This is a genomic window from Peterkaempfera podocarpi (assembly GCF_042466665.1).
Classification (GTDB): domain Bacteria; phylum Actinomycetota; class Actinomycetes; order Streptomycetales; family Streptomycetaceae; genus Peterkaempfera; species Peterkaempfera podocarpi.
Genome location: NZ_CP162102.1, coordinates 1,603,598 through 1,619,635, shown reverse-complemented (window position 1 = coordinate 1,619,635; position 16,038 = coordinate 1,603,598). Strand labels below are relative to the sequence as shown.

The following is a 16,038-nucleotide window of genomic DNA, read 5'->3' as shown; positions in this document are numbered from 1 at the left end:
CGGCCGTCCGGGTAGCGCCCCGGCGGCGCCCAACCGGACGAGCCCGACGGGCCCTCAGAGTCGCCCCGGTGCGCCCGTGCAGGGCCGGCGTCCGCACCGTTGCCGAGGGCGCGCCCTCGAACGAGTGAACGGCTCATGCGGACTGCTGGGGCAGGGTCGTCCGGTCGTCCGGTCGGCCATGCGGTCCCGGGTTCCCGGACCCGGACGGATCCGGGAACCCGGGGCAGCCCCCCGGGCTCGGGGCTTCGGTGAGTCCGGGTCAGGGCCGGGTCACGGCGAGCATGGCGGCGTCGTCCGACAGATGGGTGCCGGTGTGCGCAGCGAGGTCGGCGATGATCACGTCCAGCAGCGCACCGGGCTCCAGCGGCACCGGACGGGACAGCCGCGGCAGGGGGTCGTAGAAGGACCCGTCGGGACACCGGGCCTCGGTGACCCCGTCCGTGTAGAGCACCAGTGCCGACCCCGGGGGCAGCTCGAAGTCGTCGACGGGCACGTCCCCGTCGCCGGCCAGGGGGGCCAGGCCGAGCGGCACCGCCGGACGGGTCGGCTCCAGGACGCGCACCCGGCCGCCGTGGACCAGCAGCGGCGGCGGATGGCCCCGGTTGGCCACCCGCAGTCTGCCGTGGTCGGGGGAGATCTCCGCGATCACCGCGGTGACGAACCGCTCGCCGCCCTCCGCGGTGTCGCGCACCCGCTCGAATCTCCCCAGCGCCTGCTCCAGCACCCGGGCCACCCCCGGCAGGTCCTCGCAGTGGTCCGCGGCCTCGCGGAACGCACCCAGCACGACGGTGACCACCTCCACCGCGCCCACCCCCTTGCCGCGGACGTCGGCGACCATCAGCCGAACCCCGTGCGGGGTCTCCTGAATGGCGTACAGGTCGCCGCCGATCTCCGCCTCCTCCTCGGCGGCCGTGTACCGGGTGGCGACGCGGAGCGGTCCCAACCGGGAGGGCGCGGGCGGCAGCACGGCACGCTGCACGGCCTCCGCGACGTCCCGTGCGGACCGCAGCCGCAGTCGGTCACGTGCCATCAGCCGGTTGATGGCGGCGGCGAAGACGGTGACCACCACCACGCTCACCAGCTCCACGACGGCGGCGGTGTCGATGATTCCGCCGTGCCAGCGGGCGAGTGCCAGGCCGACGAGCGTGGCCACCCCGCCGGTGAGCACCGTGCCGCGGAAGGAGAGCAGTGGTGCGGCCGCCACAGGGGATGCCGCCAGCAGTGGCACGGTGCTCACCGGTGCCGGGGTGAGCAGGTCGATCGCCACCGCCGTGAGGATCAGCAAGGCCGGCAGCGGGCGGCCCCGTGCGGGCCGGCCGTTGCCCCGCGCCCCGCGCTTGGCTTCCACCGCAGGCTCCCTTCAGCGCACCCGGTCCGGACTCCAGACTCGGACACCCGCGCCGCCTCGGCGACCCAGGACGACCTGCCGGGGTCGACGACAGAGGCGGGTGCCCTCGCCGGTGGACGGCGAGGGCACCCGCCTCAGTGCGGGCCCTGGTGGCTGTCAGCCCACGCGCTCGATACGGGCGTGCCGGATCAGGAACTTGCCGGCCTCACGCACCTGTTCGAATGCGGCGTTGTTGAGCAGGACGCAGCTGCCGGAGACCGAGGTCACCTGCACCGTGGTCGACTTGTTGTTGTCCAGGTTGGTGACCCTGAGCATGGTGCCGGCGGGGAACTGGCTGCTGGACGCCGCCGGGGCGCCGCCCTCGCCGGAGAGCGTGACGGTGGAGCCGGGGCAGACCACATCCCCGGCGGCCTGTCCGGCTGCCGAGCCGGCTGCGGCGCCGGGTGCCGCGCCCGACTGGTCAGCGCCGCCCGCCGCCGCGGCCGGCGGTGTCGAGGCCTGGTCCCCGCCCGCTGCGGCTTGGGCATTCTGCGCGCCCTGTGCGCCCTGCGCGCCTTGGGCGGCTGTGTCGGTGGTGCAGCCGGCGGCCTTGCGGCGGGCCTGGATCTGGTCGACGACGGCCTGTCGGTTGGCGATCCGGGCTGCCGACTGGGCGTCGGGGTTGGCCTTCTGGTCCGCGATGAAGTTGAGGTTGTTCTGCAGGGCTGTGTCCAGGCCGCCGCAGTTCTCGGTGGCGCCGGCCTGGGCGTTCTGTGCGCCCTGTGCGCCTTGTGCAGCTACGTCGGTAGTGCAGCCGGCGGCCTTGCGGCGGGCCTGGATCTGGTCGACGACGGCCTGTCGGTTGGCGATCCGGGCTGCCGACTGGGCGTCGGGGTTGGCCTTCTGGCCTGCGATGAAGTTGAGGTTGTTCTGCAGGGCTGTGTCCAGGCCGCCGCAGTTCTCGGCGGCCTGGCTGCTGCCGGTGGCGACCGCCACCCCACCCGCGATCATCGCCCCCGCGCCCACCAGGAGGGCCAGCCTCCCCTTGCGGCCCACCTGGATCTTCCTCGTACCCGCCATGTGACAACTCCTGGTTCGATCGGCCCCACCCGGATCGGTCCACGCCACGGGAAACGCCTCCGGGGCCGATCCGGTTCACCGCGGGAGTCTTGACATCCGAGCATGTTCACGACAACTTGTGGGGATGTCGAACACACATGGCACCTCCATGAAGAGACCCTTCGTCGGTGCGTTCGCGGCCGTGGCGCTCACCGGCGCCACCGCCCTCGCCGGTGCGTCACCCGCGGTCGCGCAGAACGCCGCCGCTCCGGCCGTGACCGTGAGCTACGCAGGCACCGTGGCGCTCAGCAACTGCTCCGGCTCGCTGGTGCGGATGCCGGGCTCCGTCGCGGCGGACCGCGCACTGGTCCTCACCAACGGCCACTGCCTCTCGACCGGGATGCCCGCCCCCGGAGAGGTCGTGGTGGACCAGCCCTCCAGCCGCACCTTCACCCTGCTCGACGCCTCCGCCAGAAGACTCGGCACGCTGCGCGCCACCAAGGTCGCCTACGCGACCATGACCGACACCGATGTCACCCTCTACCAGCTGAACACCAGCTACGCGGCCATCCGCAGCAGTTACGGAGTGGACCCGCTGACTGTCTCCGCCGACCACCCGGTGCAGGGCACCGCCATCAAGGTGGTCTCCGGCTACTGGAAGCAGACCTGGTCCTGCTCCATCGACGGCTTCGTCCCCCAGCTCAAGGAGGGCGACTGGACCTGGAAGGACTCGGTCCGTTACACCTCCACCTGCGACACCATCGGCGGCACCTCGGGCTCCCCGGTGATCGACACCTCCACCGGTCTGCTGGTCGCGGTGAACAACACCGGCAACGAGGACGGCGAGCGCTGCACCGTCGACAACCCGTGCGAGGTCGACGCCAACGGCAATGTGACGGTCCACCAGGGGACCAACTACGCCGAGGAGACCTATCTGCTCACCCGGTGCTTCGGCGCCGGGACCAAGCTCGACCTCACCCTCCCCGGCTGCACGCTGCCCAGGCCGTAGCCGGTGGCCCCTACCGGGTCCCCCGCCGCGCCACCCCGCGGCCGGCGGACCCGGTAGGGGCTCCGGGCGTGCCCTTGGGCGAGGATGCCGACCGACGCCCGGCACCCGGACGAAGAGCCGCACCGGATCGAGTACTTCGACGAGTCCGGGCTCGACTCATGCCCCCGGGGCCACCGGGAAGCCGTCCGAGGCGTCAGCCGGCCGGCCGTGCTCCCACACGCTGTCGAACTCGGTCCGGAAGTGCCGGAACCACTGGTCGTCGCGGTGCGGCAGGACTGTGAAGACGGCATCTCCGCTGGCCGAGCTGTGTGAGTAGATGTCGATGTGGATGCGGCCGCCGGGCCGCTGAGGATCGAGCAGGAACAGTCCGAAGGAGGGGACGAAACTCAGGAAGCGGACCTCCACCCTGCCTGCTGTGCCGGGCGTCTCGACAAGTTCGCGCAGCAGGTCGATCGACGAGCGAAGGCGGTTGCGGTACATCTCGGCTCGGTCGGGGATCGTGCTGCGGCGTGCCGCTTCCTCGGCGGCGGAGCCGTTCGGGTCTATCAGCGCCACTCTGACCACGGCTCCGGCAATGGCCCTGCGCTGGAGTTCGTCCACCAGGTTGCGCAGCGTGCGTGAGAGCGTCACCCCGACGATTCGTATGTCCTGCGCGGCGCGCACATGCTCCATGAGGTTCGCCTTGTCCGCGCCGAGAAAGTCCTCGGCGGAGACTTCCCCCCTGCCTCGGGCGCGCACCTCGGCGGCCAGCTCCGCCACCTGCCTGCGGCTGCCCAGCATGCCGCCGGCCAGCAGGGCCAGCGTTGCGAGCGTGGCGGCGGCCAGGACCTGACCTCCGACCGCGCCGAGGACTCCCAGGACGGCCAGCACCAGGGAGAGCAGCGCCGTCGTGTAGATCTCCAGGTTCTGCCCTGCTGCGAGATCCGTGCGCAGCCGCCTGAGAAAACGCATGAGGACCATCGTCCGGGGCGCCCATGGACGTGTCAACGAACATCCCCAGGACGGGGAGTCCGTATCCGACCAGGCGTAGTTTCGGCTCAAGCCGCTTGCTGCGCCGCGCTGTTCCGGAGGGTGCACCGAGTCGGACATCGCCCCGGACCAGCTGTCCTGGATGCTGTACGCGCGCGAGTCGGAGGACTCCGAAGGCGCCGCCGGGCAGGTCAGTTCTTCGCGTCCCCCGACGGGACCCCGCTCTGTCCCGGATGTGGAGCCCGGCCCACCCTCGACGCACCCGGTCCGCCGGCCGCGCTACCCCGCGGCCGGCGGACCCGGCGCGGGCTCCGGGCGCGTCTGCGGACGAGGGTGCGGGAAGCGGTACTCGGTGCGGCTGCGGAGCACCGCGCCCGGGCGAAGCACCGTGCTGGGGTAGTCCGGCCGGTTGGGGGAGTCGGGCAGGTGCTGGGTCTCCAGGCAGACCGCCGCATGCCGCTGATGGCGGCGCCCGGCCGCGTCCCGAAGGGTGCCGTCCAGCTGGTTGCCCGTGTACACCTGCAGTCCCGGCTCGGTCGTCCAGACCTCCAGCTCCCGCCCGCTCACCGGATCGGCCAGCCGGGCCGCCCGGCGCAGCCCGGCTGCCGCGCCGGGCGGCGGCCGCAGCAGCCAGCAGTGGTCGTATCCGCCCATCACTTCCAGTTGCCGGTCCGGCGCGGGCAGCCGGGAGCCGATGCTGTGCGGTTCGGCGAAGTCGAAGGGGGTGCCCGCGGCCGTGGTGGCCGGGCCGTACGGGATGCCCTCCGCGGTGACCGGCAGATAGCGGTCGGCGTCCAGTTGCAGCAGATGGCCGGCGACGGTGGGGTCGCCCGAGAGGTTGAAGTAGGCATGGTTGGTCAGATTGACCACCGTGGCCCGGTCGGTGACGGCCCGGTAGTCCAGGGCCAGCGTCCCCCGCTCGTCCAGGCTGTAGGTCACCGCCACCTCCAGCGCCCCCGGGAAGCCCATGTCGCCGTCCGGGCTGCGCAGGGTCAGCCGCACCGCGGCCGCGCCGTCGCGCAGCAGCGGCTCCGCGTTCCACACCCGGCGGTCGAAGCCGTCGGTGCCGCCGTGCAGGGCATGGCCGCGGTCGTTCACCGGCACCTGGTGGACCTGTCCGTCCAGGGTGAAGCGGCCCTCGGCGATCCGGTTGGCGTACCGTCCCACCAGGGCTCCCAGATAGGGGTTGCGGTCGGCGTAGTCGTCGACCCCCGGCAGGGAGAGCACGACCGACCGTGTGTCTCCGCGGCGGTCCGGCACCTCCAGGGCGTGCAGTACGCCGCCGTAGGTCAGCACCTCGGCGCGCACCCCGTGTCCGGAGTCCAGATGCCAGCGCTCCACGGGGGTGCCGTCGGGCGCGGAGCCGAAGGGGGTGCGGCGCAGGGCGGGTCGGGGCATGGAGGTCCTCGGGGAGGGGGTGGGTGGCGTGCTGCGGGTCAGCGGTGGCGGCCCAGGGTGGACTCGCGGACCACCAGGTCGTGGCCGGGCCGGACCCGGCGCGGCTCGGCGCCGGGCGAGCCGGCCAGCCGCTGCACCACGCAGTCGACGGCCTGACGGGCGATGGCCTGCTTGTCCGGGGAGACGGTGGTCAGGGTGATCGAGCCGTAGCGGCTCTCCTCGATGTCGTCGAACCCCACCACGGCGACGTCCTCCGGCACCCGCAGCCCGCGTTCGCTGAGCACCCGCATGGCACCGATGGCCTGCAGGTCGTTGTAGGCGAAGACGGCGTCCGGCGCGGCGCCGCGGTCCAGCAGATCGGCCATCGCCTGCGCGCCGTCGGCCCGGCCGTACCCGCCGGTGGGCGCTACCAGCTCGTCGCCGTACGGCAGGCCGGCGGCCGCCAGCTCCTCCCGCCAGCCCTGGAGCCGCAGATGGGCGGGCTGCCGGGCGCTCTCCCGCCGGGCGCCCAGGAAGGCGATCCGCCGCCGCCCCATCCCGACCAGGTGCCGCACCGCGCTGCGGGCCGCGGCGACATTGTCGATCGCGATGTGGTCGTACGGCGCGTCGTACTCGCGCTCACCCAGCAGCACCAGTGGTGCGGTGTCGGTGCGGCCCAGCAGGTCCTCGGTCTCCAGCTCGATGGGGGAGAGGATCAGCCCGTCGATCACATGGGCACGGAACCCCTGGGAGACCAGCATCTCCTTCTCCCGCAGCCCGGCCGTGTGGTCCAGCAGCACGGTGTAGTCATGGCGGGCCGCGGCGTCGATGACCGCCCCTGCCAGCTCGGCGAAGTACGGGTTGCCGAGCTCGGGGACGGCCAGCGCGATGATGCCGGTGCGGCCCTTGCGCAGATGACGTGCCGTCAGGTTCGGCCGGTAGCCGAGCTCGTCGATCGCCTGCTGCACCCGGGCGCGCATCGCCGGGGTGACATGGGGGTAGTCGTTCACAACGTTGGAGACGGTCTTGATGGACACGCCTGCGCGCAGCGCGACGTCCTTGAGGCTGACGCCCACGGCGTTCCCTCCGAGTCGGGCCGGCCGCGGACTCCCGGGGAGCCCGCGGCACCGGCATCTGTCATGTGGTGAGGCGTGCCCGTGCCAGATACCGCTGGGCCACGACCACCACGATAAGGAAGCCGCCGCTGACGACGGACTGGTAGGAGGAGTTCAGCGAGCCGATCTGGTTGATCAGATTCTGGATCACCGCCAGCAGCAGCACGCCCCACAGGGTCCCGCTCACCGAGCCCGCTCCGCCCACCAGCAGGGTGCCGCCGATGACCACCGCGGCGATGGCGTCCAGCTCCATGCCCACCCCGATGATGGTGACCCCGGAGGACAGCCGGGCGGCGTTCAGCGCGCCCGCGAACCCGGCCAGCAGCCCGCTGAGGACATAGACCAGCACCCGGGTCCTGGCCACCGGCAGACCCATCAGGGTCGCCGCGTCCGCACTGCCGCCGACCGCGAACAGCGCCTGGCCGAAAGAGGTCCGCTGCAGCACCAGGCCGCCCACCGCGAACAGCGCCACCGCGATCAGCACCGGATAGCCGAACCCTCCCACCGTGCCCTGACCGAGCTCGGCGAAGGCCGAACCGCGGGGCACCAGATAGGTGGTGGCGCCCTCGTGGGTGAGGCTCAGCAGCAGCCCGCGGGCCGCCAGCAGGGTGGCCAGGGTGACGATGAACGGGGCCATCCCGGCCCTGGCGATCAGCAGCCCGTTGAGCAGGCCCACCGCCCCGCACACCGCCAGCGGCAGCAGCAGCGCCGGCACCAGCCCGTACTGCGAGGCCCAGGCGGCCAGCACCCCGCCGAGCGCGAAGACCGAACCGACCGAGAGGTCGATACCGCCGGTGATGATCACCAGGGTCATGCCCAGGGCGACCACCGACAGGAACGACGCCTGCACGGTCACCCCGCGGGCGTTGTCCAGGGTGCCGAACGACGGGAAGACGAACGAGGAGACCAGGACGACCGCCAGCAGCACGGCGAAGACGCCCTGCCGCTGCACCAGCGAGGCGATCCGCTGCCGGTCGAAGGCGGCGGCCGCAGCAGCCGCGGGAGGAGCATCCGCAGGGGCGGCTGCGGGCCGGGGAGAGGTGAGAGACTTCATCGGGATCGACGCTCCCGGGCGACATAGACGGCGACGAGGATGATGGCCGCCTGGGCCATCTGCGCGGTGGAGTCGGGCAGGTCGTGCTTGACCAGGGTGGCCCGCAGCAGCTGCATCAGCAGAGCTCCGGTGACGGTGCCAAGCACCCGCACCGAACCGCCGGTCAGCGGGGTTCCGCCGACCACCACCGCGGTGATCGCGGAGAGCTCCATCAGATTGCCCAGCGCCGACGGGTCACTGGCGGTCAGCCGGGCCGTGGCCAGCACTCCCGCCAGCGCGGCCAGCACTCCGCAGAGCACATAGACGCCGGTCAGCACCCGTTTGACGGGCAGCCCGGCAAGGCCGGCGGCAGCCCGGTTGCCGCCCACCGCGACCAGCTGGCGGCCGAAGGTGGTGCGATGCACGATTCCGGCGACCAGCAGCGCCAGCGCCGCGGCGATCAGCACCACCACCGGTACCCCGGCCAGCTGGCCGGTGCCCAGCGACAGCAGGTCGGGGTTGGCGATCTGCTTGAGCTGTCCGTCGGCGATCACCAGCGCGAGACCGCGGCCGCCGACGAAGAGCGCCAGCGTGGCCACGATCGGCTGCAGGCCGACCACCGCCACCAGGGTGCCGTTGACCACGCCCACCACCACCCCGGCCAGCAGCGCCACCAGCAGCGCCGGGACCAGCCCGTAGCCCAGGTAGAGCGGCAGCAGCGCGGTGGCCAGCGCCATGGTGGAGCCCACCGACAGGTCCACGCCCTCGGTGCCGATCACCAGCGCCATACCGAGCGCCACGATCACCACCGGCGCCACCTGGACCAGCTGGGTGCGCAGATTGTCGACGGTCAGGAAGTGGTTGGTGAAGACGGCGTTGAACAGCAGCAGCACCGCCACCGCCGCATAGACCCCGTACCTCTGGAACCAGGCAGGCGCGGCGAGCCGCCCCGCCCACCGGCCCGGACGCAGCACGAGCTGACTCATCCCTGCTCCTCCTCGGCAGCGTTCCCGGCGGCGTTCCCGGCGGTGTTCCCGGGGGTGTCCCCGTCGGCCGCGGGTCCGTGCGCGGCCAGCACTTCCAGCAGCTCCGCCTCGCCCACCCGGTCACCGGTCAGCTCACCGGCGACGGCGCCGCCGCGCAGCACCACCAGCCGGTCGGCGCCCTCCACCAGCTCCTCGATGTCCGAGGAGATCAGCAGCACCGCCAGGCCCTCCTGGGCCAGCTCGTCGATCAGCGCCTGCACCTCGGCCTTGGCCCCGACATCGATGCCCCGGGTGGGCTCGTCCAGCAACAGCACCTTGGGCTCCAGGCAGAGCCACCGCGCCAGCAGCACCTTCTGCTGGTTGCCGCCGGACAGCTCGCCCACCTTCTGCTCGGGACTGGACGCCTTGATCCGCAGCCGCTTCATGAAGACCTCCACGATGCGGTCCTGGCGCGCCCGGGAGACCACCCCGGCCCGCGACAGCCTGGGCATCGCGGCCAGCACGATGTTCTCCCGCACCGACAGACCCGGGATCACGCCCTCGGCCTTGCGGTCCTCCGGCAGCAGACTGATGCCCGCCCGGATGGCCGCCGCCGGGGTGAGGCGGCGCAGCTGCCGGCCCGCCACGGTCACCGTGCCGGAGTCCAGCGGGAGGGCGCCCGCCAGCGCCTTGGCGGTCTCGCTGCGCCCCGAGCCCAGCAGCCCGCCCAGGCCCAGCACCTCACCGGGGTGCAGGCGGAGCGCCACATCGTCCAGCTGGTGGCGGCGGCTCAGCCCGGTCGCGGTCAGCACCGCCTCACGGTCCGCCTCATGGCCCTCGCCGAACCCGGTGACACCGTGCCGGCGGACCTCGGCGACCTCCCGGCCGAGCATCATCGAGACCAGCTGCATCCGGTCCAGCTCGGCCAGGTCGCCGGTGTGCACCAGACGGCCGTCGCGCAGCACCGTCACCCGGTCGCAGATCCGGTAGAGCTCGTCCATCCGGTGGCTGACGTAGAGCACCGCGATCTGCCGGCTGTGCAGCTCCGCGATGACCCGGAAGAGCGTCTCCACCTCGCGGGGTTCGAGGGCGGAGGTCGGCTCGTCCATCACCACCACCCTGGCCTGCACGGAGACCGCCCGGGCCAGCGCCACCATCTGCTGGGTGCCCACGCCCAGGCTGCCGAGCGGGCGGCGGACGTCGGCGGTGACGCCGAAGCCGGCCAGCAGCTCGGCGGCCTCCCGGTGCATCCGGGGGAAGTCGATCAGCCGGAGCCGGTTCTTGGGCTCGCGGCCGAGGAAGATGTTCCGCGCCACGCTCATCAGCGGGACGAGGTTGACCTCCTGGTAGATGGTCGACACACCGGCCTGCTGGGCCTCGTACGGGCGGGCGAAGGAGACCGGCTGCCCGTGCAGCCGGAGTTCGCCGCTGTCGGGGCGGTGCACTCCGGTGAGCACCTTGATCAGGGTGGACTTGCCGGCGCCGTTCTCGCCGACCAGGGCGTGGATCTCGCCCTGGCGGAGGGTCAGGGAGACGTCGTCGAGCGCGACCACACCGGGGAAGCGCTTGCCGACGCCGATCGCCTCCAGCACCGCCGGGGGCACGGAGGGATCCGTGTCCGGGGGCGGTGCGGCGGCTGCCGCTTCGGGGGGTGCCATCAGGTCAGGCCTTCCGTGGTTCCAGGGGGTGACGACAGGGGCGGGCCCGTGCCCTGCGCAGAGCGCCGACGGTGTGCCGCCCGGGATGCGGTGAGGAGCGCGCCCGGCCCTCCGGCCGCGCCTCGGGGCCGTCGGCAGACGTCCGACGGGTCCCGCCCGGCGCGCGGTGGATGCCCGGTCCGGTGGCCGGGGGTCCGGGCGTTGCTCCCGCCGCCGGGGCCGGGCCGGTGAGTTCCGGTACGGGGCCGGTCCCCCCGCCTGCGGACGGCGCCCGGCGCCTCGGGTGGGGGACCGGCCCGGGTCCCCGATCCGTCCGGGGCTCCCGTACCGGGGCTGCCCGGCGGTCCCAGCGGCACGGCGGGCGTGCCGCCGTGCGCCGCGGACCGGGCGGGCCGTGCCGGGCGGGGCCTAGTACGCGCCGGCCAGGGAGTCCTTGGCGTTGGACGCGTCATAGGCGCGGTCGGAGATGATCACGTTCTCCGGGATCGCCTCCCCGTCGAAGAACTTCTGCGCGGTGGCGAAGGCCAGCGGGCCGAAGCGCGGGTTGGACTCGATCACGCCGTTGTACTCGCCGTTGGCCAGGGCCTGCACCGCGTTGCGGGTACCGTCCACCGAGACGATCTTGACATCCTTGCCCGGCTTCTTGCCGGCGCCCTTGAGCGCGGTCAGCGCTCCCAGGCCCATCTCGTCGTTCTCGGCGTACACGGCGGTGATGTCGGGCTTGGACTGGATCAGCTGCTCCATCACCTGCTGGCCCTTGTCCCGGGCGAACTCGCCGGTCTGCTGGGCGACGATCTCCATGTCGGGGGCCTTGGCCTTGAGCTCGTCCACAAAGCCCTTGGTGCGGTCGGTGGTGACGTTGTTGCCGGAGGCGCCCAGCAGGATGGCGACCTTGCCCTTGCCGCCGGTCACCTGGACCATCTGGTCCGCGGCCCGCTTGCCCTGCTCCACGAAGTCCGAGCCCAGGAAGGCCACATAGTCCTTGCAGGCGGTGGCGTTGAGCTTGCGGTCCACGGTGATCACCGGGACATGCTTGGCGGCGGCGGCCTGAAGGGCCGGCTCCAGCCCGTCGGAGTTCAGCGGGGCGACGATCAGCAGCTGGGCGCCCTGGGCGAGCATGTCCTGGATGTCGCTGATCTGCTTGGAGAGCTGGGACTGGGCGTTGGTGGTGAGCAGCTTCTTGACGCCCAGCTTGGCGGCCTCGTCCTTGATCGACTGGGTCTCCGCGATACGGAAGGGGTTGGCCTCCTTCTCGGACTGGGAGAAGCCGACGACGGTCTCCTTGAGGTCGAGCTTGGTGGCCCCGTACGACTGGAGGGTGCAGCCCGACCCGGAGGATGCGGCCGCGGTGGGGGACTGGACCACCTGGGCGCCCTGGGTGGAGTCGCCGGAGGCCGTACCGGTGTCCTCCTGCTTGGCGCAGCCGGCCGCGGTCAGGGCCGCGGCGGCGATCAGGCAGACGGCGGCCAGGGTGCGGGATCTGTGAGTGGTAGTCATATGCGTGGCGCTCCTCGGGTGGAGGGATTTACAACGTTATACAGACGGTGGAACGAGGCTGGCAATAGCTGGGATACAACGTTGTGAAGCGGTTTCGACGGCGGGGCGCTGGGGCTGCCCGACGAGCCTCGGGCAGCCCCGTCGCACCGTCAGCCGGCCGTCGGCGCGGCCGGTTCGGAGGCGGCCAGGGAGGCCACCTCGGCCGGGCTCAGCGCCCGGTCGTAGGCGTGCACATCGGAGATCGCCCCGGACCAGTAGTCGACGGCGCTGCCGTTGTACTTGCCCCGTCCGATCACCAGGTGCCCGGACGGCACCTCGGCATCGCAGGCCCTGGTGCTGCCGGCCTCGGTGCCGTTCACATAGATGCGCAGGGTGCCGTCCCGGTGGCTGTAGCTGCCCACCAGGTGGTACCAGGTCCCCGCCTGCGGCTCACCGATCGTCCCCGCCAGTGCCCGGGCACCGGCGAAGCTGAAGGCGAACCGCTTGTCGGCCTGGGAGTACTGCAGATAGAAGGCGCTGTTGGTGTCGCCGTCCTCGGAGACCGCCGTGCTGAAGTGGCCCTTGTCGTCCAGCCGGACCCAGGCGGCCACCGAGTAGTCGCCGCGGTCGGTGTCCAGGACCGGGGCGCCGGTGTCGACGTAGCCGGTCCGGCCGTCCAGTTGCAGGGCCCCGCCGTTGGGCCCGGAGGTCCAGCTCGCACCGCCGTTGAGGGTGCCGTCATGGCCGCCGGCGGTGTCGCCGGCCGCCGTACCGGACTGCTCGTGCAGCGGCCACCAGCCGACGCCCGCCAGGCCCGGAGTGCCGGCCGGCACCTCGGTCCCGCCGGCCGCGGCACCGGCCGCGATCACCTGCTGGTTGACCTCCCGGACCTGCTTCGGGTCGACCTTGACCACCGCGCGGTCGTAGGTGATCAGGCCGTTGAGCTCGCCCTCGACATCGGTGATCTCGGTGTAGACCGACCCGGAGAGGCCGCAGGAGGCGCGCTGCAGCAGCTTCCTGGTGTTCTCCACGTAGGTCGCGGTCAGTTCCTCGCTGCTGTGCGCGGCGTCGCCGTAGTCCTGGCCGCCCGCGACGCCCAGGATGTGCCCGGGCACGACGTAGGAGTAGCCGCCGTGCTCTCCGTCGACCGAGGCGCGGGTCGCGTCCGGGGCGGGGTTGGCCGGGCCGTGGTAGTCATGGAAGTCGATCACGTCACCGCGGCCCGAGTCGCCCTTGGAGGCACAGCAGTTGACGCCGGAGTGGGCGTCGACCAGCCGTGAGGGGTCCTGCTGCTTGACCGCGTCGGCGAGCTCGCCGGTCGCGTCCTTGCTCCACTCGCCCCAGCCCTCGTTCATCATCGTCCACATGACGATCGACGGGGTGCTGATGTGCTGGTCGACGATCTGGTGCACCTGGTCGACGAAGGCCTGGGTCTCCGGGGTGCCGGCGGCCGCGGTGCCGCGGCTGGGCATGTCCTGCCAGACCATCAGCCCCAGCTTGTCGGCCCAGTAGTACCAGCGCGCCGGCTCGACCTTGATGTGCTTGCGGACCGCGTTGAAGCCCAGCTCCTTGTGCCGTACCAGGTCGGACTTGAGGGCCGCGTCGGTCGGCGCGGTGTACAGGCCGTCCGGCCAGAAGCCCTGGTCCAGGGTGGCCAGTACGAAGGTCGGCTTGCCGTTGAGCTCGATCTTGTTCACCCCGCCGACCGGGGCCACCTTGATCGACCGCATCCCGAAGTAGGAACCGACCCGGTCCTTGCTGTGCCCGTCGGTGAGGGTGACCTCGAGGTCGTACAGATACGGGTGGTCCGGGCTCCACAGGTGGGCCTTGGGCACCGGCAGCCGCAGCGCGGCACCCGGGGCACCGGTCACCTCGCCGACCTTGTCGCCCTGCGCGGTGTAGGCGGTGGCGGTGACCTTCGCGGTGGGGCCGGTGCCCGCGCCGGGCCGTACGGTGACGGCGAGCGAGGAGTCGGCCAGGTTCGGGGTGAGCACCAGCGAGTCGATACTCGCCTCCGCGACCGGCTCCATCCAGACGGTCTGCCAGATGCCGGAGCTCGGGGTGTACCAGATGCCGCTCGGGTCGCGTGACTGCTTGCCCAGCGCATAGTGGTCGTCGGTGGTGTCGCGGACCTTGACCAGCAGCGTCTGGGGGCCCCCGTGGGTCACCGCGTCGGTGATGTCCGCGGTGAAGGCCTGGTAGCCGCCGGTGTGGTGGGCGACCTCGCGGCCGTTGACGTACACCCAGGCCTCGTAGTCCACCGCGCCGAAGTTCAGGTGCAGCCGGTTGCCGGATCCGACGTGCCAGCCGCCGGGCACGGTGAAGGTGCGCTGGTACAGCGACCAGTCGTGGTGCCGGGCCACGCCCGACAGGGCGGACTCCATCGGGTAGGGCACCAGGATGCTGCCGCTGAGCCTGCCCTGGGGCAGCGCGGCGTCCTGCTCGGTGGGCTGGAACTGCCAGGTGCCGTTGAGGTTCTGCCATGCGTCACGGGTGAGCTGCGGCCGAGGGTAGTCGGGCAGCGCGTTGGACGGGGAGACGTCCTTGGCCCACTTGGTGGCGAAGTACCAGGTGGAGTCGTTCTGGGCGACCACCGAGAAGGGGCCGAGGCCGCCCTGCGCGGTTGCGATGCCGCCCCGGCCGTCATAGCTGATCCGTACGTCCGCGTTCAGGGACACCGGGGTGTCCGAACCGGCGGCGGTGAGCACCAGCCGGGAGGCGTTCCCGGGGTCCTTGGCAACCGTGCCCGACCACAGGGTGCCGCCCGAGATCAGGGCCAGATGCGAGGAGGCGTCGGCCGGGAGCGCGGTCACCGGGGCCGGCAGGGTGACCGTCGCGGTACGGCCGGAGGCCGCGACGACGGCGGAGGCGTCGGCGGGGGCGAATCCGGCCGGCAGGTGCAGCGCGGAGTCGGGCAGCGGCTGCCGGGCGAAGCCCGGACCGGACCACTCGGTGTGCAGATAGGCCCCGCCGTTGCCCTGGTTGTAGTCGACCGCGAGCTCATGCAGACCGGCCGTCAGGGTCACCGGCTCGGACGTGGTCTGCACATCCCAGTCGGTCGTCCAGTGGTCGATCACGGATGCGCCGTCGAGGGACATCCGGAAGCCGTTGTCGCCCTTGATGTAGAAGGTGTAGACGCCGTCGGCCGGTACCTCGAGACGCCCCGTCCAGCGCACCGCGACATTGTCGGTGGTGCCGGTGTAGGTGCGCAGCGCCGGCAGCAGATCGCCCACGTAGAGGGAGGAGTCGATCCGGGTGCCGGTGTACGTCGCGAAGTCCAGCGCGGTGCCGCTGGAGCTGCGGTAGTAGTCGCCGCGCAGCCCCTGGTCGGAGGTGGCGGCGGGGGCCGCGGGGGCGGCCTGCGCTGCGCCGACCGTCCCGGGCGCCAGCAGGGCCGCGCCCAGGAGCAGCGGCAGCAACAGCGCCAGCCTGCGCACGAGGAACGGTATTCGGACTCTTCCAGGGCTCATCGCCTGCACCTTCCATGGTGGGGTTCTGTGCGCCGTGCCGACCTCCGGTGACGCCCGCGGACACCGTGCCGAGCTGAGGGTCGACGGCGCACGGCGGATGTCGGGCCTGGTGTGACAACCGCCGCGTATAACGTTGGAAAGCTGGAACGAGGAGTATGAAAGCAGGGAGTGGGTGTCGCGTACAGCCCCCTGCGGAAGGCCGGCCCGGCGCTCCTGTCGCAGGGCGGCCGCCTGGCGCCGGACCGGGAAGGTCGGCGAGGTCGTCGGCTCATGGTGTCCGGCATGGCGTCTGAAGTGCACTGATGCAGTAATTCTGAGGTCACGTCAGATGATGCGGAAGTCGCTTGTGGAGCCGGACCCTGAAGCTTCGGTTGCAGCGGGAATTCTTTGGTGCCCGGTGGATCCATGTCGGGGTCTGGACATGTCGCAGCCGTCGTGCTGTCATTCGGGCGGCGGAATTTCTAACGTTGAACAGCCATTGGGGCGGGCCTGGCCGACTGGGGGGCGCCGTCCTGCCTGTCTGTCATGCACCGGTGACGCCGCGTCAGTTGATGCGTACTGTGGCAGATGCTCGCTCGTC

11 protein-coding genes are annotated in these 16,038 nt (G+C 72.0%); 1 reads left to right on the top strand and 10 read right to left on the bottom strand.

Going from position 1 to position 16,038, the window contains the following annotated elements; genetic code table 11:
- Nucleotides 1–259: 259 nt before the first annotated feature.
- Both AB0761_RS07100 and AB0761_RS07095 read right to left on the bottom strand, forming a co-directional pair.
- On the bottom strand, nucleotides 260–1,348 hold the full coding sequence (locus AB0761_RS07100) for a PP2C family protein-serine/threonine phosphatase (RefSeq protein WP_377268113.1): 1,089 nt from the start codon (nucleotides 1,346–1,348) through the stop codon (nucleotides 260–262).
- A 156-nt stretch (nucleotides 1,349–1,504) separates the two neighbouring features.
- A complete protein-coding gene (locus tag AB0761_RS07095; RefSeq protein ID WP_377268112.1) occupies nucleotides 1,505–2,407 on the bottom strand; it encodes a hypothetical protein in 903 nt (300 codons plus the stop codon).
- A 148-nt stretch (nucleotides 2,408–2,555) separates the two neighbouring features.
- On the opposite strand from AB0761_RS07095, the gene AB0761_RS07090 reads away from it, so the two are divergent.
- Nucleotides 2,556–3,395: a serine protease gene (locus AB0761_RS07090; RefSeq protein ID WP_377268111.1), complete on the top strand. Its 840-nt coding sequence runs from the start codon at nucleotides 2,556–2,558 to the stop codon at nucleotides 3,393–3,395.
- A gap of 156 nt (nucleotides 3,396–3,551) precedes the next feature.
- Here the strand turns inward: AB0761_RS07090 and AB0761_RS07085 are convergent, their stop codons facing one another.
- From AB0761_RS07085 to AB0761_RS07050, 8 genes are all read right to left on the bottom strand, one after another.
- Nucleotides 3,552–4,346, bottom strand: coding sequence for a hypothetical protein (locus AB0761_RS07085; RefSeq protein ID WP_377268110.1), 795 nt, complete (start codon nucleotides 4,344–4,346; stop codon nucleotides 3,552–3,554).
- 297 nt (nucleotides 4,347–4,643) lie between these two features.
- Nucleotides 4,644–5,762, bottom strand: a complete 1,119-nt coding sequence (locus AB0761_RS07080; protein ID WP_377268109.1) for an aldose epimerase family protein — start codon at nucleotides 5,760–5,762, stop codon at nucleotides 4,644–4,646.
- A gap of 38 nt (nucleotides 5,763–5,800) precedes the next feature.
- Entirely contained in the window at nucleotides 5,801–6,817 is a 1,017-nt protein-coding gene (locus tag AB0761_RS07075) for a LacI family DNA-binding transcriptional regulator (RefSeq protein WP_377268108.1), read from the bottom strand.
- A gap of 61 nt (nucleotides 6,818–6,878) precedes the next feature.
- On the bottom strand, nucleotides 6,879–7,910 hold the full coding sequence (locus AB0761_RS07070) for an ABC transporter permease (RefSeq protein ID WP_377268107.1): 1,032 nt from the start codon (nucleotides 7,908–7,910) through the stop codon (nucleotides 6,879–6,881).
- The gene (locus tag AB0761_RS07065; RefSeq protein WP_377268106.1) at nucleotides 7,907–8,875 is read right to left on the bottom strand and encodes an ABC transporter permease; all 969 of its coding nucleotides are present in this window, start codon (nucleotides 8,873–8,875) and stop codon (nucleotides 7,907–7,909) included. Before AB0761_RS07065 ends, AB0761_RS07070 begins: the two co-directional genes overlap by 4 nt.
- A complete protein-coding gene (locus AB0761_RS07060; RefSeq protein ID WP_377268105.1) occupies nucleotides 8,872–10,512 on the bottom strand; it encodes a sugar ABC transporter ATP-binding protein in 1,641 nt (546 codons plus the stop codon). The genes AB0761_RS07065 and AB0761_RS07060 overlap by 4 nt, the downstream gene beginning before the upstream one ends.
- Nucleotides 10,513–10,920: 408 nt before the next feature.
- On the bottom strand, nucleotides 10,921–12,009 hold the full coding sequence (locus AB0761_RS07055) for an ABC transporter substrate-binding protein (RefSeq protein WP_377268104.1): 1,089 nt from the start codon (nucleotides 12,007–12,009) through the stop codon (nucleotides 10,921–10,923).
- Nucleotides 12,010–12,158: 149 nt separating this feature from the next.
- Nucleotides 12,159–15,458 carry a LamG-like jellyroll fold domain-containing protein gene (locus tag AB0761_RS07050; protein WP_377268103.1) on the bottom strand — a complete coding sequence of 1,100 codons (3,300 nt, stop codon included), beginning with the start codon at nucleotides 15,456–15,458 and terminating at the stop codon, nucleotides 12,159–12,161.
- Between the last annotated feature and the right edge of the window lie 580 nt (nucleotides 15,459–16,038).